Genomic DNA, 19,681 nt, shown 5'->3' with positions numbered 1-19,681 from the left:
CGTGCTTCCTCCTATTTCTCCAGAGGTATTACAGGTCCTTGAACACCACCGCGGTGGCGCCGTTGATCTGCATGACCGTCACCCGTTCGCCGGGTTCGTAGACATCGTTGTCGTTGAGTGGCCGGGCCGTCCATACCTGGCCGTCGAGCTTCACCTGGCCCTCGTCGCGGGCGACGCGGTCCAGCACCAGCGCGCTCTTGCCCTCCAGCGCCTTGATGCCGGTCGGCAGCCCCTTCGCGGGTGTGAGCCGGCGCCGCAGCGCCGGCCGCACCAAGACCAGCAGCAGCACCGAGACGACCACGAACACCGCCGCCTCGGCCCAGATCGGCCAGCCCACCAGCCATGTGCTGCCCGCGGCGGCCAGCGCGCCCCCGGAAAGCATCAACAAGGACATGTCGCCCGTCAGCGCCTCCGCACCGGCCAGCACCAGCGCGAATATGAGCCAAATCACCGCGGCGGGCATGCGGTCAGAATACGCGTAATCCGCCTTTGCCGGACCAAACAACTACACTCCGAGATCATGTGGTGTCCCAGTGTCTCGCTGTCCCTGTGGGCCAACGCCTGGCTCGCGGGCAAGGCCGCGCCCGACGATGTGTTGGACGCGTTATCCCTTTGGGCGCCAAAGCAATCGGTCACGGCGTATGATGCCGTCGCCGCGGGCCACACGGGACTGCCTTGGCCCGATGTGCACGACGCCGGGACGGTCACGCTGCTGCAGACGCTGCGCGCGGCGGTCGGCCGGCCGTCCGTGCCGGCGTCCGCAGGGTTGCCGGCTCGTTTGCGCGGGACCATCAGCGTGGTGCTGCCGGTGCCCGGCGACGTTCGTGGGCTGGCCGCGGGGACGCAGTTCGAGAGCGACGCGCTGGCCGCTGGCGAGGCCGTGATCATCGCCAACCCCGACGATCCGACCACCGCCGTCGGGCTGGTCCCCGAGTTCAGCTACGGCGATCTGGACGGCGCCAACGACGGCGCGGACCTACCCGAATTGTGTGCGCTGTCATGGACGGTGTACTCGCTGCCCGGCGCGCCGCCGCTGCATCACTACGAGCTCGGGGACGCGGAATACGCGCTGCGGTCCGCCGTACGCTCGGCCGCGGATGCCCTCGGCGCCATCGGCTTGGGCGCCGCCGCCGACGTCGACGATCCGCGCGGGCTCGTCGAGCAGCTCCTGGAATCGGCACGGCAGCACCGCATTCCCGACCATGCGCCGTCGCGAGCGCTGCGGGTGCTGGAGAACGCCGCGCACGTCGACGCCATCATCGCCGTCAGCGCCGGGCTGAGCCGGTCCGATTCCCCCGCGGACCGCATCGCCGCGGGCATCACGCAGTCGTCGTCACAGGCGCAGATCGCCACCGACGCGCTGCGCCCGCTGACCACCGTGGTGCGTTCGGCGCGGATGGCCGCGGTCGACGCGATCCTGCACTCGGCCTGGGCCGACTAATCCTGTTGGCGCGCCACGCAATGCGGGGGGCGGCACAGCGCGCCGTTGACGCTGGCGAGGCAGCCAGGCACCGGATCCCTTCCGGCGACCCGGGTCGGCGCCCGGCCGCGGCGGAGCTCGTCGATCAGGTCGGCGGCGAGCCGGGCGAATCGCCTGTCGGCGTTGGGAGTTGCGGCGCGGGCGAAGGCCAACCCTGCGGCCTCGGCCTGTAACCGCAACTCGTAGTCCAGATCCCACACCACCTCGATGTGGTCGGCAACGAAGCCGATCGGGCAGACGACGACGGCCTCGATGCCCGTTAGCGTCGCGAGGTGGTCCTCGACGCTCGGCTCCAACCACGGCACCTGCGGCGGGCCCGAGCGCGACTGCCAGGCCAGGTCGTAGTCGGTGTAGCCGGCGGCCGCCGCGACCAGCCTTGCGGCATAGGCGACTTGGCGGCTGTAGAGCTGGGGACCGAAGCGCTGATCGGCGGCCACCGGGACCGAGTGCGCGGTGAAGACCAGCCGGGCGCCCTCCGGCACGGTTTCGGCGGCGGCGGTGACGGCCCCGGCGAACATCTCGACGAAAAGCGGATGGTCGAAATACGGCCGCAGCTTTACCAATTCGGGCGAGCCCGGGCCGGCCACCCGGCGTGCCCGGGCGATGTCTTCGACATACTGGGTGCAGCTGGAATATCCGCTCCACGCCGACGTGGTGAACACCGCGGCACGACGAACACCGTTGTCCCGCATCGTCGCGACGGTGTCCTCGACGTAGGGTTCCCAATTGCGGTTGCCGAAATACACCGGCAGATCCAGTTCCGCGCGCAGCTCGGCGATCAGGGCGCGGTTGATGCGGTTGATCGGCGAAACTCCGCCGAAATGCAGGTAGTGCTCGGCGACTTCGTCGAGGCGCTCGGGCGGCACGTTGCGGCCCCGGGTGACGTTCTCCAGGAACGGCCGCACCTGCTCGGGGCCCTCCGGCCCGCCGAAGGACAAGAGCAGGACGGCGTCGAAATCCATTACGCGCTAAAGCAACTGAGTGCTGGCGCCGCCGTCGGCGTAGATGACGGTGCCGGTGGTGGCCGGTAGCCAGTCGGACAGCAGTGCGCACACCGTCTTGGCGACCGGCGTCGCGTCCTTCATGTTCCAACCGAGCGGGGCGCGCTGATCCCAGCCCTCCTCGAGCAGGTGAATCTGGGCGCCCGCCTCCTCGCCGAGCGCGCCGCCGACGATCGCGCTCATCGCGAGCGTCCGAATCGGCCCCGCGGCAACGAGATTCGAGCGCACACCGTACTTGCCGGCCTCTCGAGCCACGAACCGGTTCACCGACTCCAGCGCGCTCTTGGCGACGGTCATCCAGTTGTAGGCCGGCATCGCGCGCGACGGGTCAAAGTCCATGCCGACGATCCCGCCGCCGGGGTTCATGATCGGCAGCAGCGCCTTGGCCAGCGAGGCATACGAATACGCGGAGATGTGGATGCCCTTGGCGACGTCCTCGTAGGGGGCGTCGAAGAAGGGATTGATACCCATCCCGCTCTGCGGCATGAAGCCGATCGAATGCACCACGCCGTCAAGCTTGTTGCCCTCGCCGATCACCTCGGTGACCCGGTCGGCCAGGGTGGCGAGGTGCTTCTCGTCCTGCACGTCGAGTTCGATCAGCGGGGCCTTGGCCGGCAACCGGTCGGCGATGCGCTGGATCAGCCGCAGCCGGTCGAATCCGGTCAGCACCAGTTCGGCCCCCTGCTCCTGGGCCACCCGCGCGATGTGGAAAGCGATCGACGAGTCGGTGATGATTCCGGTGACCAGAATCCGTTTGCCTTCGAGCAGTCCTGCCATATCCGTCCTTCTCGTCTTTTTCGTGCTTCGTGACTCAGTGGCCCATGCCCATGCCGCCGTCGACCGGAATGACCGCGCCGGCGATGTAGCTCGCATCCTCGGAAGCCAGGAAGCTGACCGCCCCGGCGACCTCGGCGGCGGTGCCGACCCGCTTGGCCGGGATGAATTCCAGTGCGCCCGCCTGGATGCGCTCGTCCAGTGAGCGGGTCATCTCGGTGTCGATGTAGCCGGGGGCGACCACGTTGGCCGTCACCCCGGCCTTGGACAGCTCACGCGAGATCGAGCGTGCCATGCCGATCAGGCCGGCCTTGGCGGCCGCGTAGTTGGACTGGTTACCGATGCCCCACATGCCGGACACCGACCCGATGAAGATGATGCGGCCGAACCGCTTCTTCTGCATGCTGCGCGACGCCCGCTGGGCCACCCGGAACGCCCCGGTGAGGTTGGCGTTGATGACCTCTTCGAACCGCTCCTCGGTCATCCGGATCAGGAAGGCGTCTTTGGAGATGCCGGCGTTGGACACCAGCACCTCGACCGGGCCCTGGTGCTCCTCGACCTCTTTGAACGCGCGGTCGACGGCGTCCTTGTCGGTGACGTCACACATGACCCCGAACAGCCCCTCGGGTGCCCCGGATCCGCGGTGCGTGACGGCCACCTTGTGCCCGTCGGCGGCCAGCCGCTGGGCGATCGCCAGACCGATCCCCCGGTTTCCCCCCGTCACCAGGACCGAGCGAGATACGAATGCGGGTCTGCCGTAGTCGGCGGCACTTTCGGTGTTCTCCGTGGCTGTGTCAGTCACCCCGTCAACCTATCGCCTCACGGCGCGTGCCCCGAAATCTGCCCCCTGTCGTGCCGCGAGCGTCACACTGGCGCGACGCTCGACGCCCACCGCCACGCTGGCGTGACGCTCGGCGGCAGAATCACGTCGGCAGGCGCCGGTTGATCAGCAGCGCGGCCAGCCCCGCGACGGCCAGTACCAGCGCGCCCAGCCGCAGCCAGCCCGTGCTGGCGTCGCCCTTGATCGTCTCGTAGCCGATCTGCTGCTGCAGCGACGCGTAGACGGCTTTCAGCTCGGCCAGGCTGGCGGCGTTGTACCAATTCCCACCGGAGAGCTCGGCGACCTTCTTCATGGTGGAGTCGTCGACGGGAACGGGCTGGCGCTGGTCGTTGATCTCGACGAAGCCGTAGGGCGTGCCGAACGAGATCGTCGAGATCGGCACGCCCTGGTCCTTGGCGGTGCGCGCGGCGGTGAAGGCGCCCTTGGGATTGTCCGGGTTGGTCGGCATCGTCTCCTTGCCGTCGGAGAACAGCACGATGCGCGCCGGCGGCGGGGTGTCGCCGCCACCGATCACCGCGCCGACGGTGGCGATGGCCTGCAACGCGGTGAAGATGCCCTCCCCGGTGGCGGTGCGGTCGGCGAACTGGAGCTTGTCCAGCGCGTTCTTCGTCGCCTCCCGGTTGGTTGTCGGCGACACCAGCACGGTCGCGGTGCCGGCGTACTCGATCAGGCCGAGGTTGATGCCGGGGGTCAGCTCGTCGGCGAACGCCTTCGCGGCCTCCTGCGCGGCTGCCATGCGATTGGGCGGGACGTCGGTGGCGCGCATCGACTGCGACACGTCGATCACCAGCATCACCACCGCGCGGTTGCGCGGGATCCGGACGTCGTTCGTCGGCCCCGCCATCGCGATCGTGAACAGCACCAGCGCCAACACCAGCAGGATCGCCGGCACGTGCCGCCAACGCGAAGGACGTTGGGGTGCAACGCTTTCCAGCAGCTCCATGTTCGCAAATCGCAGCATCCGCCGCTGCCGCGCGAGTTGGAGCACGATGTACAGCGCGGCCAACCCGACGGCGGCGAACAGGAAAAGGAAAAACCAAGCGTGTGCGAAGCCCGACAGCGTCATCGGGCCCAGCAGGGGCAGTGTCACTGCCGGCCCGCCAGTGCCCCGCGACGGCGGGACTCGACGAAGCGGACGATGTCGGCGATCCAGTCCCGGTCGGTGCGCAGCGTCAGCACCGGGGCCCCGCAGCTGCGGATGGTGCGGGACACCTCGGCGCGGTGAGCCGCGGCCGCCTTGGCGAAGTCGTCACGCAGCTGGGCGTCGATGGTGAATTCCCGGGTGACCCCGGTTTCCGCGTCCTGTAACACCACGTCGCCGATGTCGGGCAGCTCGACGTCGCGCGGGTCGAGCACCTCGATCGCCAGCACCTCGTGGCGGGCCGCGATCGCCCGCAGCGGGCGCATCCAGTTGATGGGGCCCAGGAAGTCGCTGATGATGACGGCCATGCCGCGGCGCCGCTCGGGCCGGCGCAACGCGTCGATCGCGGTCGCCAGATCGCCGCGCACGCCGACCGGCGCCCTGGGCGTGGTGGCGATGGTGCGCAGCAGCGTCTGCTCGTGCTGGCGCCCCGATCGGGCCGGGACCCGGGTGATGGTCGCGCCGGTGGCGATGATCGCGCCGAGCCGGTTGCCGCCGCCACTGTTGAGGAACGTGATCGCCGCCGCGGCGGCCACCGCCAGGTCGCGCTTCTCGCACACCGTGGTGCCGAAGTCCAGGCTGGCCGACATGTCGACCACCATCCACGTCTCCAGCTCGCGGTCGGCGATCATCTGCCGGACGTGCGGGTGCATGGTGCGCGCGGTGACGGCCCAGTCCATCCGCCGGACGTCGTCGCCGGGCTGGTACTCGCGCGACTCCCCCGGCTCGGTGCCTGGCCCCGGGATCAGGCCGAGGTGGTCGCCGTGCAGGACCCCGTCGAGCTTGCGCTTGACCGTGAGCTCGAGCTGGCGCAACGCCGCCGACAGTTTCGGGTCGTCAATCTGCCCGCGCTCGAACGATGGCGGATGACGCACCGCCTTGTGGGGTTCGGTCACCGACCGCTGGCCGCCACGGTCTGCATCACCGGGGGAACCGAATGACCTTGCTGCGGAACGGCATTCACCTGCGGCAGGGCCACCGTCTGCAGGATCCGGTTGATGACGATCTCCGGCGAGATCTCGTCGGCGAGCGCGTCATAGGTCAGTATCAACCGGTGCCGCAGCACGTCGGGGATGACCTCCACGACGTCCTGCGGGATCACGTAGTCGCGACCGCGGACCAGCGCCAACGAGCGGGCGCCGGCGATGATGCCCAGCGAGGCGCGCGGTGACGCACCGAACGAGACCCAGGTCTTGACGTCGTTCATGCCGAGCTGCTCGGGGTTGCGGGTGGCGGTGACGACGCGCACCACGTAGTCGACCAGCGCGTGGTGGACGAAGACGTTGGACGCGATGTCCTGCAGCCGCAGCAGGTCGCCGGTGTTCAGGATCTGCTTGGGCACCGGCGGCTTGACGCCCATCCGGTAGATGATCTCCCGCTCCTCCTCCGGCGACGGGTAGCCGACGTTGATCTTGAACAGGAAGCGGTCGCGCTGGGCCTCGGGCAGCGGGTAGACGCCCTCGTGCTCGATCGGGTTCTGGGTGGCCATCACCAGGAACGGGTTGGGCAGCGGGAAGGTCTTGCCGCCGATCGACACGTGGCGTTCCTGCATGACCTCCAGCAGCGCCGACTGCACCTTCGCCGGCGCGCGGTTGATCTCGTCGGCGAGCAGGAAGTTGACCACCACCGGGCCGAGCTCGGTGTCGAACTCCTCCTTGCCCTGCCGGTAGATGCGGGTACCGATGATGTCGGTGGGCACCAGGTCGGGCGTGAACTGGATGCGCGCGAACGTCCCGCCGACCACGCGCGCGAAGGTCTCCACGGCCAGCGTCTTGGCCACGCCGGGCACACCCTCGAGCAACACGTGCCCCTTGGACAACAGGCCGACCAGCATCCGCTCCACAAGCTGGTCCTGCCCGACGATGATCCGCTTGACCTCGAAGATGGCCCGCTCCAGCGTGTGGACCTCGGCGGCCAGCCCATTACCGCCGCCTGGAGGCGCCTCGTGCGCCGGAGGGCCGGACGGACCACCCTGGCCCGGGTAATTGCTGGCGCCCGGGGGCGGCCCACCTGCTGATGTCATCAAGAACCCTCCACGCTCAACTGGACACGACTGCCGGGCAGCGACGTGCCCTCGACCAACTATTCCAGGCCAGCCGGTTTCCGTCGACGCTCGCCCGGCTGATGCCTCGCCGGCCCCGCGATCAGTACTCGATGATCCTAGTCAGGAACGGCGTCATGCCGGGCTTGCGCACCGGGCTCACGGTGACCTTGCCGGCGAGGCTGGACGCCTCGAGCATCTGCCCGTTGCCCAGGTACATGGTGACGTGCTGGCCGCCGTTCGGGCCGTAGAAGATGAGGTCGCCGCGCCTCGCCTGGTCGGGCGGAATGTGGCGACCGGCGTTGTACTGGTCACCGGAGAACCGTGGGATCAGCACGCCGACACCGGCGAAGCCGTAGCGCATCAGCCCCGAACAGTCGAAACCGTTGATGTTGGCCCCGTCGCCGACGCCCTTGCTGGGCCCGTCCAGCGAGCCGCCGCCCCACGAATACGGGACCCCCATCTGCGATCCCATCCGCTTGATCACATATTCGATGGCCTGCCTGCCGTAGACCCGCGGAATCTTGCCGCCGGGGTTGGTGGGGGTCGCCGCCGTCGGCGCCGGGTCACCGCCGAGGTTGATCCCCAGCCCGCCGAGGAATTGCTTGCCCAGGTCCAGCGTGGTCTGGGTCGCTTGGGCGGTGGCCTGCAGCGAGGCGTTGGCGACGGCGAGCGGATCGCCCGGCGCGCCGGCGCTGATGGTGGCCGGCAGGGTGGGATCCCACTGGCCGGGGTCGGCCCTAACCACTGGAGCGGGGCTGGCCACAGACAACATCAGCCCGGCCACCACAGCGGTGATCCAGGCGAAGTTGGTCAGGCGAAACCTATTGCGGCGCATAGCTCCTCGTTCAGTAGTTGATCGTCACCATTCGATGTAGCGGACCACGTACGGCGTCATCCCGCTGGTGCGCACGGGCGCGACGCGAACCTTCAATCCGATGTCGGGAGCCTCGAGCATCTGGCCGTCGCCGAGGTAGATCGTCACGTGCTGGCTGCCGCCGGGTCCGTAGAAGATGACGTCCCCACGGCGCATCTGCGCCGACGGGATCTTGCGGCCCAGGTTGTACTGCGAACCCGAGTAGTGCGGCAGCTTGATGCCCACGCCGGCGAACGAGTACAGGACCAGGCCCGAACAGTCGAAGCCGGTGATCCCGGCGCCGGAGTCGATGCCCTTGCTGGGCCCGGCCGCGTTGCCGCCGCCCCACGAATAGGGCACGCCGATCTGCGACATGCCGCGCCGGATCACGTATTCGGTGGCCTGCCGCCCGTACACCCGGGGGATGCGGCCGGCGGTGCCGCCGGGTGCGGCGTTGGTGATGCCGGTGTCGTCGGGCTTGAGGATGCCCAGCTGCTGCAAGAAGCTTCGGCCCATGCCGGCAGTGACCTGCGTCGACGTGGCCGAGATGCCCAGCACCTGGTTGATGACGGCGATCGGGTCACCGGGAACGTTGGCGCTGGGCACCATGGGCAGCGTCGGGTCCCACAGGCCATCCCACCGCCGGCCCCCGGAATGCGGGGCGCCGGCCGGGGAACCCGGATCCCACCGGTCCCCGGAGACGGCGACGCCGGGCGAGCCGTGCTCGGCCGCCCATTCACGCTGGGCCGCTACGAGTTTCGCCTGGGCCTGGTCCCGCTCGTCGGCCAGGCGGGTGGCCAGTTCACGCTGGTCGTTGAACTTGCGCTTGGAATCGGTGAGCGCGGCCACCGCGGCGTCCTGGCTGGCCTTGGCGTCGGCGGCGGCCTTGTCGGCCTTCTGCTTGGCCAGCCGCGCCGCCGACTCCTTGTTCACCTGCTCGGTCCGGGCCCGCTGCAGCTTGTCCATCACCGCCTGGGAGCTCGCGGTCAGGGTCTCGGCGGCGCTTTGGGTCGCGATCATGTCTTCCGGGCTGGTCGCGGTCAGGTAGCTGCCCGACGGCCCGTTCATGTAGGTGGCCGCCGCGAAGGTGTTGAACCGGTGCTGGGCCGCGGCGATCGCCGCGTTGGCGTCCTTGACGGCCTGCTGGCTGGCCTCGACGTCGTGCTCGGCGGCGGTCGCGTTGTCCCGCGCGGTCTCGACGTCGACCAGTGCCTTGTTGACGCTTTCCTGCTCGGTCTGGATTTCGGCCGTCAGGTCTTCCAGGCGCTGGTTGGCCTTGGCGACGTTCGCGATCAACGCGGCCATGCTGTCCGCGGCGGGGTCGGCGTCGGCCAGGCCCGGGGTGGACATCAGCATGGCCACGCTCAGCACCGACGGAACGACCGGCCGGAGCAACCTGATGGCCGGTCGCGCAGAGGGTCCCCAGCGCGTACGTCTCATTCGACAGGTCTCCTACGGCTCAACGCGGACGGGCGGCGCCAGGCACGGCCTTTCTGAAGACGCCACAAACAACACGAGCACCATTTGCACCGTACGTCACATATGACGCGGTGGAAACGCTAGTCACAAACTGCACTCTTGACGTGCGTTTAATGTGACCGAACGGTGACCTGCGGTGTTTGCCGCGCAGAGTCCGGGCCGACCGCCCCATCAGTTGACCCGCGCCGGATGCGCGTGTCAGACGCCGTTACTAGGCGCCCTCGGGCGGTTCCGCCGTCGTGCCCGGCGCCTCGGCCGGCGTTGCTGCGTGCTTGGCGCGCAACTGCAGGAATCGGGTGCCCACGGCCGCCGCGAACACCGCGATCAGCAGGAAGATGGTCAAGCCCGTCCAGGGGAACTCGGGCGTATTCAACTCGTGCAGGAAATGCTGCGCCGAGACGACCGGGTTGCCCGTCTTGGCGTTGTCCTCGCCGGCCTCGAGCGTCACGCGCGGAAATTGCGTGCTGTAGGTGCCGACGTAGCTCGGGCTCAAGGTCAGCACGGTGGCGTCGTGATAGTCGGCGCCGACGACGGTGGAGATGTCGCGCAGCGGGGTGTCGTTCGGCGGGTTGTGGTCGAGCAGCACGATCTTGAGGTTGATGCCATCGGCGTGCGCCTGGTTGACGATGTCGAGCAGGCCAGGCATCGCGGCCGGCGGGGCGCTGACGCCAGTGGCGGCGACCTGCGCCTTGATCGCGGTCATGTCGACGTCCACCGGAATGTAGAGCGGCAGGATCGGGTGCCCGGTCATGCCGACACTGTAATGGGGCTTTCAACCCGCGCCGCGCGCGACAAGACTGGGACTAGGGGCACCCGCCGTAATACAGGACAAGCGTACTGTTAAAGTGGTACCGCACCGCCGACATGGCCCGTCGGCGGAAGAACTTAATCCTTGGGAGTTGAAGTGACTGATTCTGTGAACTCGTTCGGAGCCCGCGACACCCTCAAGGTCGGCGACAAGAGTTACCAGATCTACCGCCTGGACGCCGTCCCCAATACCGAGAAACTCCCCTACAGCCTCAAGGTGCTGGCCGAGAACCTGCTGCGCAACGAGGACGGCAGCAACATCACCAAGGACCACATCGAGGCCATCGCGAACTGGGATCCCAAGGCGGAGCCCAGCATTGAGATCCAGTACACGCCGGCCCGCGTGGTGATGCAGGACTTCACCGGCGTGCCGTGCATCGTCGACCTGGCCACCATGCGCGAGGCCATCGGCGACCTCGGCGGCAGCCCGGCCAAGGTCAACCCCCTGGCCCCCGCCGACCTGGTGATCGACCACTCGGTGATCGCCGACCTGTTCGGCACCGCCGACGCGTTCGAGCGCAACGTCGAGATCGAGTATCAGCGCAACGGCGAGCGCTACCAGTTCTTGCGTTGGGGGCAAGGCGCTTTCGACGACTTCAAGGTGGTGCCGCCGGGCACCGGCATCGTGCACCAGGTCAACATCGAGTACCTGGCGAGCGTCGTGATGGACCGCGACGGGGTGGCGTATCCCGACACCTGCGTGGGCACCGACTCGCACACCACGATGGTCAACGGCCTTGGCGTGCTCGGCTGGGGCGTGGGCGGCATCGAGGCCGAGGCCGCGATGCTTGGCCAGCCGGTGTCGATGCTCATCCCCCGGGTCGTCGGCTTCAAGCTGACCGGTGAGATCCAGGCCGGCGTCACGGCCACCGACGTCGTGCTGACGGTGACCGAGATGCTGCGCAAGCACGGCGTGGTCGGCAAGTTCGTCGAGTTCTACGGCGAGGGCGTGGCCGAGGTGCCGCTGGCCAACCGCGCCACCCTGGGCAACATGAGCCCCGAATTCGGTTCCACCGCAGCCATTTTCCCGATCGACGAGGAGACCATCTCCTACCTGCGCTTCACCGGGCGCACCGACGAGCAGCTGGCACTGGTCGAGGCGTACGCCAAGGAGCAGGGCATGTGGCACGACCCCAAGCACGAGCCGGCCTTCTCCGAATACCTCGAACTCAACCTGTCCGACGTGGTGCCGTCGATCGCCGGCCCCAAGCGCCCGCAGGACCGGATCGCGTTGTCGGAGGCGAAAGCGACGTTCCGCGAGCAGATTACGAGCTACGTCGGCGACGACCCCGACAAGAAGGACTACTCGAAGCTGGACGAGGCGGTCGACGAGTCCTTCCCCGCGAGCGACCCGGGTGCGCTGGAGAACGGGCACGCCGACGACGCCCCGAAGGTGGAGTCGGCCGCGAAGCACGCGAAGGGCCGGGTGAGCAACCCTGTGACGGTGCGCTCTGACGAGCGCGGCGAGTTCGTGCTCGACCACGGTGCCGTGGTGATCGCCGCGATCACGTCGTGCACCAACACCTCCAACCCGGAGGTGATGCTGGGCGCGGCGCTGCTGGCGCGCAATGCCGTCGAGACGGGGCTTGCGTCCAAGCCGTGGGTGAAGACCACCATGGCGCCCGGCTCCCAGGTGGTCCACGACTACTACGACAAGGCCGGCCTGTGGCCGTACCTGGAGAAGCTCGGCTTCTATCTCGTCGGCTACGGCTGCACGACGTGCATCGGCAACTCCGGCCCGCTACCCGACGAGATCTCAAAGGCCATCAACGACAACGACCTTTCGGTGGCGGCGGTGCTGAGCGGCAACCGGAACTTCGAGGGCCGGATCAACCCCGACGTGAAGATGAACTACCTGGCGTCGCCGCCGCTGGTGGTCGCGTACGCGCTGGCCGGGACCATGGACTTCGACTTCGATCAGCAGCCGCTCGGTACTGATAAGGAAGGCAAAGAGGTCTACTTAAAGGACATTTGGCCGTCGCAGAAGGACGTCTCCGACACCATCGCCTCGGCGATCAGCCAGGAGATGTTCACCAAGAACTACGCCGACGTGTTCAAGGGTGACGAGCGCTGGCGCAACCTGCCGACCCCCAGCGGCAACACCTTTGAGTGGGACCCGGATTCGACGTACGTGCGCAAGCCCCCGTACTTCGAGGGCATGTCGGCCGACCCGGAGCCGGTCAAGGACATCTCCGGGGCCCGGGTGCTGGCGCTGCTGGGCGATTCGGTGACCACCGACCACATCTCCCCCGCCGGCAGCATCAAGCCGGGCACGCCCGCCGCGCAGTACCTCGACGAGCACGGCGTGGACCGCAAGGACTACAACTCCTTCGGCTCGCGGCGCGGCAACCACGAGGTGATGATTCGCGGCACCTTCGCCAACATCCGGCTGCGCAACCAGTTGCTCGACGATGTCGCCGGCGGCTACACGCGCGACTTCACCCAGGACGGCGGCCCGCAGGCGTTCATCTACGACGCGGCGCAAAACTATGCGGCACAGAACATTCCGCTGGTCGTGCTGGGCGGCAAGGAATACGGGTCGGGCTCGTCACGCGACTGGGCGGCCAAGGGCACGCTGCTGCTGGGGGTGCGGGCGGTGATCGCCGAGTCGTTCGAGCGCATCCACCGGTCCAACCTGATCGGCATGGGCGTCATCCCGCTGCAGTTCCCGGAGGGCAAGGCCGCCGGCGACTTGGGGCTGGACGGGACCGAGGTCTTCGACATCACCGGCATCGAGGCGCTCAACGACGGCAAGACCCCGAAGACGGTGAAGGTCAAGGCCACCAAGGACGGTAGTGACCCGATCGAGTTCGACGCGGTGGTGCGAATCGACACCCCCGGCGAGGCCGACTACTACCGCAACGGCGGCATCCTGCAGTATGTGCTGCGCAACATGCTGAAGTCATAGCCGTCGCCGCCTGTGCCAAAAGTCAGCGAGGACCATCTGGCGGCTCGCCGCCGCCAGATCCTCGACGGTGCCCGCCATTGCTTCGCCGAATACGGCTACGACAAGGCCACGGTGCGCCGGCTGGAGAAGGCGATCGGGATGTCGCGCGGCGCGATCTTCCACCACTTCCGCGACAAGGACGCGTTGTTCTTCGCGCTGGCGCACGAGGACGCCGAGCGGATGGCCGACGTGGCGTCCCGGGAGGGGCTGATCCAGGTGATGCGCGACATGCTCGCCGCGCCCGACCAATTCGACTGGCTAGCGACCCGGCTGGAGATCGCGCGCAAGCTGCGCAACGATCCGGTTTTCAGCCAGGGCTGGGCGGATCGCTCCGCGGAACTGGCGGCGGCGACCACCGATCGGCTGCGTCGGCAAAAGGAGGCGCACCGGGTGCGCGACGACGTTCCCGGCGACGTCCTGCAGTGTTACCTAGAACTGGTGCTCGACGGCTTGGTGGCCCGGCTGGCATCCGGTGAGGATCCGCGCCGGCTGTCCGCGGTCCTCGATCTGGTGGAAAAGTCGGTGCGGCGCAAGGAGTCTGGGGCGCAAGCGTAACGCCACTGCGAATGAGGGGACGTACTTTCGCAGTGACGCTACGCCCGCGCGGACTGGCGCCGGGCCGAAGTGTGGTTGGGGCCGCCGCGGCCGCGCAGCGTGGTGCCGGACTCGAGCAGCATGCTGTGAACCGATCCGTACGACCTGCCGGTGGTGGCCGCCAGGTTGCGGATGCTGGCGCCGCCCTCGTAGGCGTTGCGCAGTTCGTGCAACATCTGCTCGCGCGTCTTCTTCGGCTTGCGCACTGCGCTCTTCAACGTCCCCTCCATGCTGTGGGCTCGATCCCCAAGCACATAGAGTAAGAAGCCGTCGCCGGCCGCGGGCCGATTTGGCGAAATCAGGCCAGTTCGATGAGATCCCGGTAGTCGTCGGACCAGTAGTCCTCGGTGCCGTCGGGCAAGAGCACGACGCGTTGCGGGTCGAGGGCCTCGGCCGCGCCCGGGTCGTGGGTCACCAGTACCACCGCGCCGAGGTAGCTGCGCAGCGCGTCGAGCACCTGTTCGCGCGACGCCGGATCGAGGTTGTTGGTGGGTTCGTCGAGCAGCAGCACGTTGGCCGTGGAGGCCACCAGGCCGGCCAGCGCGAGCCGGGTCTTCTCGCCGCCGGAGAGCGTCCCCGCCGGTTGGTCGAGCTGCGGACCGCTGAACATGAACGCGCCGAGCAGGCCCCGCAGCTCCTGCTCACCAGACTCGGGCGCGGCGTGCCGGATGTTCTCCCAGACCGTCGCGTCGTTGTCGAGCGTGTCGTGCTCCTGCGCGAAATATCCGATCCGCAAACCGTGTCCGGGCTCGAGCGCCCCGCTGTCGGGGGTCTCGACGCCGGCCAGCAGGCGCAGCAGCGTGGTCTTGCCCGCCCCGTTGAGGCCAGCACGACCACACGCGAGCCGCGGTCGATGGCCAGGTCGACACCGCTGAACACCTCGAGCGACCCGTACGACTTGGAAAGCCCCTTGGCGACCAGTGGCGTGCGTCCGCACGGGGCCGGGGTGGGGAACTTGATGCGGGCCACCTTGTCGGCGACCCGTTCCTCGTCGAGCGCCGCCATCATCCGGTCGGCGCGGCGCAGCATGTTCTGCGCCGCAACGGCTTTGGTGGCCTTGGCGCCCAGCTTGGCGGCCTGGGTGCGCAGCGCGGCCGCCTTGCGCTCGGCGTTGGCTCGTTCGCGGCGGCGGCGCTGCTCGTCCGTCGCCCGGGCGTCGAGGTACTTCTGCCAGCCCATGTTGTAGACGTCGACCTCGCCGCGCACCGCGTCCAAGAACCACACCCGGTTGACGACGTCGGCGAGCAGCTCGACGTTGTGGCTAATGAGCACGAGCCCGCCGGTGTGCGCCCGCAGGAAATCGCGCAGCCAGCCAAGCGAATCCGCGTCGAGGTGGTTGGTCGGCTCGTCCAGCAGCAGGGTGGTGGACGACCCGGCGCCGCTATCGGATGCGGCGAACTGGATGCGCGCCAGCTCCACGCGGCGGCGCTGCCCGCCGGACAGCGTGCGCAACTTCTGCGTCAGCACCCGTTCCGGCAGGCCGAGACTCGCGCAGATGCGGCCGGCTTCGCTCTCGGCGCCGTAGCCGCCCAACGCCACGAAGCGCTCCTCCAGCTGCCCGTAGCGACGGATCGCGCGGTCCCGCGCGTCGTCGTCGGCGACCTCGGCCATCAGCGCCTGCTGCTTCTCCAAGTCGGTGAGCAGCACGTCCAATCCGCGCGCCGACAGCACCCGGTCGCGGGCCAGGACGTCGAGATCACCCTCTTTGGGATCCTGTGGGAGATAACCGATTTCGCCGATCTGGGCCACCGATCCGGCGTAGGGCTGGCTCTCGCCCGCCAGGATGCGCAGAGTCGTCGTCTTGCCCGCCCCGTTGCGACCCACCAGCCCGATGCGGTCGCCGGGCTGCACGCGCAGGTCCGGGCCGTCGGGTGAGAGCAAGATGCGCGCTCCAGCGCGGACCTCGAGGTCCGTGGCCGTGATCACATCCGCTCCCTCGTGTGCTGGCTATTTGTCGTCGGTGAAAACCGGCGGCCGCTTCTCCGCGCGCGCGGCAACCGCTTCCTCGAAGTTGGCGGTGAGCAGGCGGACGAAGAGCTGTCCTAGGCCTTCGGCTTGCATGTGCCCCTCCAGGCTACCGGCGTCGAGTCCACTCCACAGCGTGCGCTTGGTCAACTCGATTCCCGGGCGCGAGAACGCTGCGATCCGCGCGGCGATCGCGTAGCAGGTGTCCAGCAGCTGGGCGTCGGGCACCTGGCAGGACACCAGCCCGATGCGCTCGGCCTCCTCGGCGCTGATGTCGCGGCCGGTCAGCATGATCTCGAACGCGCGCGACGACCCGATGGCCCTGGGCAGCAGGTAGGACAGCCCCAGTTCGCTGGCGGTCAGGCCGTTGTTGATGCCCGCAGCCCGGAAGTAGGCGCTGGTCGAGGCGACCCGGATGTCGGCGGCCAGGGCCAGGCACAGGCCGCCGCCGATGGCGGGGCCGTTGACCGCGGCGATCACCGGTTGGTGCAACCGCCGCAGCCCCAGGATCACGTCGTCGAGCAGCTCCATCGACCGCAGCGCGTACGTCGGGCGGGTCAGCCCGGCGACGTGCGGCACGGTGCCCGCGGACTTGTGATCGGCGCCCGCGGAGAACCCTCGGCCCGCTCCGGTCAGCACCACGACGCGCACGGAATTGTCGTAGGTGACCTTCTCGAGGGCCTCTTTCAGCGGCACCATGACGTCGAAGGCCATGGAGTTCATCCGTTCGGGCCGATTGAGGGTTATCAGCGCGACTCCGGGCCGCGGTTGCTCTACCAGTACCAGGCTCACCCGTGAAAGGTAACGCGTGCTGGGTCAGACGTGGCCCAGGCCGGTCGTCATCAGGAAAACGCCCAGGACCGCCACCACGATCCCGAGGACCGCCCGCCTACGGGCCTGCACCCAGTCGTGCACGCGCGACATCGTCGCACCGGTCCGGGCCGGCGCCGCCAAATGGCAGACCAGCGGGATTTCAGCAAACGCCAGGCCCACCAGCGTGTACGCCGCGGCGGCGCTAATTTGGGTGCCCAGGGCGGCCCCGGAGGCCAGGATGACGGTGAGCGCGGCCAGGTAGCGGAAGTCGGTCGTCAACCCCACCCCGACGAGGAAGGTGATCCAGGGCGGGCCGGCCTGCAGCGCCTGCAGGGCGCGCGCCGAGATCCGCGAGAACGCCGTGGGTTCGGCCTGGTGAAGCGGGGCGCCGGCGGGCACCGCCACCGGGCGGCGCACCGAACCACCGATCGCGATCGACGCGGCGATCACCAGCGCGAGCACGCCCATCGCGACCTGAATCCGCCCCGCTGTGGAACTCGACGTGGCGACCTCCACCCGATCCATCACCCCGAGCACGACGTCGTGCAACCCGACGAGCGCGCCCAGGGCCAGGGCCACGCCGACCGCCAGCCCGCCCAGCCAGAGTGCAACAAGATGGAGCACGGGCCGTCGCCGCGAACATAGCAAGAGGGCGACGCCGAGTCGTCCCGGGTCTACCCCCGCGACCAGTGCCAATGCCAGCACCGTGCCCCACATGGGCGCGACTCTACCGGGAACGGGCAGGGTCGCGTTCGTACTTCGGCGCGATTGCGCCGCGGGCCCGCGGGTCGGGTTTCGGTACGCGACCGTACGTTAAATGTCGTCGAAACGCCCCACGGCGCTTGGTTTGGTCTGCTATCTTTAGCCACCATTGGGCGCGTGTCAGCTACGGCCCGTTGAGATGTCTTGCGCGGGCGACAAAAGCGGGGCACTGGCGCTCAAATGTGCTGTCCCGCAACCGGATCCGGCCAGTGGAGGTAGGAACGCCGTTCGGCAAAGCAATGGTAGAGCTATGAATCCGCTGTGTCCAGGCGATGAAGCAGACTAGGGAGGGAATGTGTTCATCCCAGGCGAAGAGGCGTTCGGGGCAATCCATGACTGGTTGCCAGACCCGGGGGCGGTCGTGTGCTGGCATCCTTCGCCGGCCTCGCTCAACAAGGTCCGGCAAGCCCCGATCAGCGCCGTCCCGGCCAGCCACCAACAAGCCCGCCACCTGCGCAATTTCGTTGACCATGCCGCCCGCGGGGTCGACATGTCGAGGCTGTGCATCGGCAGCTGGGACATGGCCGGCCGCTGCGACATCCGGGTCCTGACCTACGTCATCAACACGCATCTTCGCCGGCATGACACGTATCACAGCTGGTTCGAGTTTGCCGACGGTGACCGGATTTTGCGCCACACGGTTCGCAATCCGGCCGATATCCAATGCGTTCCGGTCAAGCACGACGACATGACGCCGGAGGAATTTCGCGAGCACATCGTGGCCACCCCGAGCCCGCTGGAATGGGATTGCTTCCGCTTTGCGGTAATCCAGCGCGCGGATCACTTCACTTTCTGCTTCAGCATCGACCATCTCTACATCGACGCGCAGTTTCTCGGCGCGATCCGCATGGAGCTGTATCTGATGTATACCTCGCTGCTGGCCGGCGGCGCGCCGCCGGCGCTTCCGGCCGCGGGCAGCTACGAGAAATACTGTGTCCAGCAACACGAATACACCTCGGCCCTGACGCTGGATTCCCCGCAGGTGCAGGCCTGGGTGGACTTCTTCGAACAGAATGACGGCACCCTGCCGGAATGCCCGGTGTCGCTGGGTGACGGGTCGGGGGCCTGCGACCTGATGTTCGTCCGGCTGATGGACGAACAGCAGACGGCCGATTTCGAAGACGCGTGCATAGCAGCGGGCGGCCGTTTCAGCGGCGGCGTGTTCGCCTCCGCGGCCCTCGCGCAATACGAATTGACCGGCGCTGAAACGTATTACGGTCTTGTCGCGTGCGATACCCGGAGCTCTCGGGACGAGTTCCTGACGATCGGTTGGTTCACCGGCTTCGTCCCGATCACCATCCCCGTCGGCTCGTCATCGTTCGGTGCCGCCGTGCGCGCCGCGCAGCAGTCGTTCGATTCGGGCAAGGCCCTGGCGAACGTGCCGTTCTCTCGCGTGCTGGAACTTGCGCCGTGGCTGCGGATGCCGCAGGGGCGCGTTCCGTTGCTGTTCCACCTCGATGCCAGCAGCCCTCCCCTGTCCACCATCGTGAAGTCGGAATGGGGCGGTTCGAACATCAAGATCCATCACGACGGCGGGGTCCCGGCTCGATTCGACTTGCGCGTCAATCGGTATGAAAAGGAAACGCATGCCATGGTGTTTTTCCCCGACAACCCGGTCGCCCGCGAGTCGGTTACGCGTTACCTCGAGACGCTGAAGTCGATTTACCTCCGCGTCGCCGAAGGCCGCGGCGGGGCGCCGCTGTGGGACGTCGCCGCGCTGCAGCGGCAACTGGTTTAGGCCTGCTCGGACTGGGCGGCCTCGGCCGCCTCGATGTCGAAGGCCTTGATTTGCTGGACCAGGTCCTCGAGGGCCGATGCCGGTAGTGCGCCGGCCTGGTTGAACAGCAGCTTGCCCTTCTTGAAGGCCATCAGCGTCGGGATGGACCGGATCTGGGCGGCCGCCGCGAGCTGTTGCTCGGCCTCGGTGTCCACCTTGGCGTAGACGATGTCGGGATGCTTCTCCGAGGACGCCTGGAACGTCGGGGCGAACTGGCGGCATGGGCCGCACCAGGAGGCCCAGAAGTCGACCAGCACGATGTCGTTGCCCTCGATGGTCTCGTTGAACTGCTCAGCAGTGAGATCGCGTGTAGTCACAGTGCGCTTAACGTTGGTAACTGACGTGATGTTCCCGCGTTTGCTCTCACCTGGGCAGCAATCCAAGCCGCGGGCCCGAAATGCGA

17 protein-coding genes and 2 pseudogenes are annotated in these 19,681 nt (G+C 68.1%); 4 read left to right on the top strand and 15 right to left on the bottom strand.

The window, feature by feature from the left end; all coding sequences use genetic code 11:
- Nucleotides 1-28 precede the first annotated feature (28 nt).
- Nucleotides 29-463 carry an NfeD family protein gene (locus AWB92_RS14290; RefSeq protein WP_085186535.1) on the bottom strand — a complete coding sequence of 145 codons (435 nt, stop codon included), beginning with the start codon at nt 461-463 and terminating at the stop codon, nt 29-31.
- 57 nt (nt 464-520) lie between these two features.
- Here AWB92_RS14290 and AWB92_RS14285 point away from each other — a divergent pair, with 57 nt between their 5' ends.
- A complete protein-coding gene (locus AWB92_RS14285; RefSeq protein ID WP_085186533.1) occupies nt 521-1,441 on the top strand; it encodes a hypothetical protein in 921 nt (306 codons plus the stop codon).
- Here AWB92_RS14285 and AWB92_RS14280 read toward each other — a convergent pair.
- From AWB92_RS14280 to AWB92_RS14240, 9 genes and pseudogenes are all read right to left on the bottom strand, one after another.
- Nucleotides 1,413-2,442 (bottom strand): annotated as a pseudogene (locus AWB92_RS14280) (ferrochelatase); the annotation flags it as partial. The gene AWB92_RS14285 and the pseudogene AWB92_RS14280 overlap by 29 nt on opposite strands.
- Before the next feature lie 6 nt (nt 2,443-2,448).
- Nucleotides 2,449-3,258: an NADH-dependent enoyl-ACP reductase InhA gene (inhA, locus tag AWB92_RS14275; RefSeq protein WP_068103250.1), complete on the bottom strand. Its 810-nt coding sequence runs from the start codon at nt 3,256-3,258 to the stop codon at nt 2,449-2,451.
- Between the two features lie 34 nt (nt 3,259-3,292).
- The gene (fabG1, locus tag AWB92_RS14270; protein ID WP_085186529.1) at nt 3,293-4,057 is read right to left on the bottom strand and encodes a 3-oxoacyl-ACP reductase FabG1; all 765 of its coding nucleotides are present in this window, start codon (nt 4,055-4,057) and stop codon (nt 3,293-3,295) included.
- A gap of 121 nt (nt 4,058-4,178) precedes the next feature.
- Nucleotides 4,179-5,186 carry a VWA domain-containing protein gene (locus AWB92_RS14265; RefSeq protein WP_085186527.1) on the bottom strand — a complete coding sequence of 336 codons (1,008 nt, stop codon included), beginning with the start codon at nt 5,184-5,186 and terminating at the stop codon, nt 4,179-4,181.
- A complete protein-coding gene (locus AWB92_RS14260) occupies nt 5,183-6,133 on the bottom strand; it encodes a DUF58 domain-containing protein (protein ID WP_068127098.1) in 951 nt (316 codons plus the stop codon). Before AWB92_RS14260 ends, AWB92_RS14265 begins: the two co-directional genes overlap by 4 nt.
- On the bottom strand, nt 6,130-7,260 hold the full coding sequence (locus AWB92_RS14255; RefSeq protein WP_067160734.1) for a MoxR family ATPase: 1,131 nt from the start codon (nt 7,258-7,260) through the stop codon (nt 6,130-6,132). The genes AWB92_RS14260 and AWB92_RS14255 overlap by 4 nt, the downstream gene beginning before the upstream one ends.
- A 121-nt stretch (nt 7,261-7,381) precedes the next feature.
- Nucleotides 7,382-8,116, bottom strand: coding sequence for an NlpC/P60 family peptidoglycan endopeptidase RipB (ripB, locus tag AWB92_RS14250; RefSeq protein WP_085186525.1), 735 nt, complete (start codon nt 8,114-8,116; stop codon nt 7,382-7,384).
- 24 nt (nt 8,117-8,140) lie between these two features.
- On the bottom strand, nt 8,141-9,574 hold the full coding sequence (ripA, locus tag AWB92_RS14245; RefSeq protein ID WP_085186523.1) for an NlpC/P60 family peptidoglycan endopeptidase RipA: 1,434 nt from the start codon (nt 9,572-9,574) through the stop codon (nt 8,141-8,143).
- A 250-nt stretch (nt 9,575-9,824) separates the two neighbouring features.
- Nucleotides 9,825-10,364, bottom strand: coding sequence for a DUF6676 family protein (locus AWB92_RS14240; protein WP_085186521.1), 540 nt, complete (start codon nt 10,362-10,364; stop codon nt 9,825-9,827).
- Between the two features lie 153 nt (nt 10,365-10,517).
- On the opposite strand from AWB92_RS14240, the gene acnA reads away from it, so the two are divergent.
- Both acnA and AWB92_RS14230 read left to right on the top strand, forming a co-directional pair.
- A complete protein-coding gene (gene acnA, locus AWB92_RS14235) occupies nt 10,518-13,328 on the top strand; it encodes an aconitate hydratase AcnA (RefSeq protein WP_085186519.1) in 2,811 nt (936 codons plus the stop codon).
- A 12-nt stretch (nt 13,329-13,340) separates the two neighbouring features.
- Nucleotides 13,341-13,922, top strand: coding sequence for a TetR/AcrR family transcriptional regulator (locus tag AWB92_RS14230; RefSeq protein WP_068108368.1), 582 nt, complete (start codon nt 13,341-13,343; stop codon nt 13,920-13,922).
- A 38-nt stretch (nt 13,923-13,960) separates the two neighbouring features.
- On the opposite strand, the gene AWB92_RS14225 is transcribed toward AWB92_RS14230, so the two are convergent.
- The 4 genes and pseudogenes from AWB92_RS14225 to AWB92_RS14210 all read right to left on the bottom strand — a co-directional run bounded on the left by AWB92_RS14225 (nt 13,961) and on the right by AWB92_RS14210 (nt 17,456).
- Nucleotides 13,961-14,167 (bottom strand): helix-turn-helix domain-containing protein, encoded by a 207-nt coding sequence (locus AWB92_RS14225; RefSeq protein ID WP_085186517.1) that lies wholly within the window; start codon nt 14,165-14,167, stop codon nt 13,961-13,963.
- A 92-nt stretch (nt 14,168-14,259) separates the two neighbouring features.
- Nucleotides 14,260-15,887, bottom strand: a pseudogene (locus AWB92_RS14220) (ABC-F family ATP-binding cassette domain-containing protein).
- 21 nt (nt 15,888-15,908) lie between these two features.
- Nucleotides 15,909-16,718, bottom strand: coding sequence for an enoyl-CoA hydratase (locus tag AWB92_RS14215; RefSeq protein WP_085186515.1), 810 nt, complete (start codon nt 16,716-16,718; stop codon nt 15,909-15,911).
- 24 nt (nt 16,719-16,742) lie between these two features.
- Nucleotides 16,743-17,456 carry a GAP family protein gene (locus AWB92_RS14210; RefSeq protein WP_085186513.1) on the bottom strand — a complete coding sequence of 238 codons (714 nt, stop codon included), beginning with the start codon at nt 17,454-17,456 and terminating at the stop codon, nt 16,743-16,745.
- A 340-nt stretch (nt 17,457-17,796) separates the two neighbouring features.
- Here AWB92_RS14210 and AWB92_RS14205 point away from each other — a divergent pair, with 340 nt between their 5' ends.
- On the top strand, nt 17,797-19,239 hold the full coding sequence (locus AWB92_RS14205; protein WP_085186511.1) for a condensation domain-containing protein: 1,443 nt from the start codon (nt 17,797-17,799) through the stop codon (nt 19,237-19,239).
- Here the strand turns inward: AWB92_RS14205 and trxA are convergent.
- Nucleotides 19,236-19,625 carry a thioredoxin gene (gene trxA / locus AWB92_RS14200; RefSeq protein ID WP_346962953.1) on the bottom strand — a complete coding sequence of 130 codons (390 nt, stop codon included), beginning with the start codon at nt 19,623-19,625 and terminating at the stop codon, nt 19,236-19,238. The two genes, AWB92_RS14205 and trxA, sit on opposite strands and share 4 nt — an antisense overlap.
- Nucleotides 19,626-19,681: the final 56 nt, after the last annotated feature.

Source organism: Mycobacterium sp. IEC1808, from assembly GCF_002101935.1.
Taxonomy (GTDB): Bacteria; Actinomycetota; Actinomycetes; order Mycobacteriales; family Mycobacteriaceae; genus Mycobacterium.
This window is presented reverse-complemented; position numbering and strand designations above follow the sequence as displayed.

Coding starts and splice junctions, on each gene's coding strand:
- inhA (WP_068103250.1), bottom strand. CDS start 3,258: ATGGCAGGACTGCTCGAAGGCAAACGGATTCTGGTCACCGGAATCATC.
- AWB92_RS14285 (WP_085186533.1), top strand. CDS start 521: ATGTGGTGTCCCAGTGTCTCGCTGTCCCTGTGGGCCAACGCCTGGCTC.
- ripA (WP_085186523.1), bottom strand. CDS start 9,574: ATGAGACGTACGCGCTGGGGACCCTCTGCGCGACCGGCCATCAGGTTG.
- AWB92_RS14255 (WP_067160734.1), bottom strand. CDS start 7,260: ATGACATCAGCAGGTGGGCCGCCCCCGGGCGCCAGCAATTACCCGGGC.
- ripB (WP_085186525.1), bottom strand. CDS start 8,116: ATGCGCCGCAATAGGTTTCGCCTGACCAACTTCGCCTGGATCACCGCT.
- AWB92_RS14290 (WP_085186535.1), bottom strand. CDS start 463: ATGCCCGCCGCGGTGATTTGGCTCATATTCGCGCTGGTGCTGGCCGGT.
- AWB92_RS14240 (WP_085186521.1), bottom strand. CDS start 10,364: ATGACCGGGCACCCGATCCTGCCGCTCTACATTCCGGTGGACGTCGAC.
- AWB92_RS14210 (WP_085186513.1), bottom strand. CDS start 17,456: ATGTGGGGCACGGTGCTGGCATTGGCACTGGTCGCGGGGGTAGACCCG.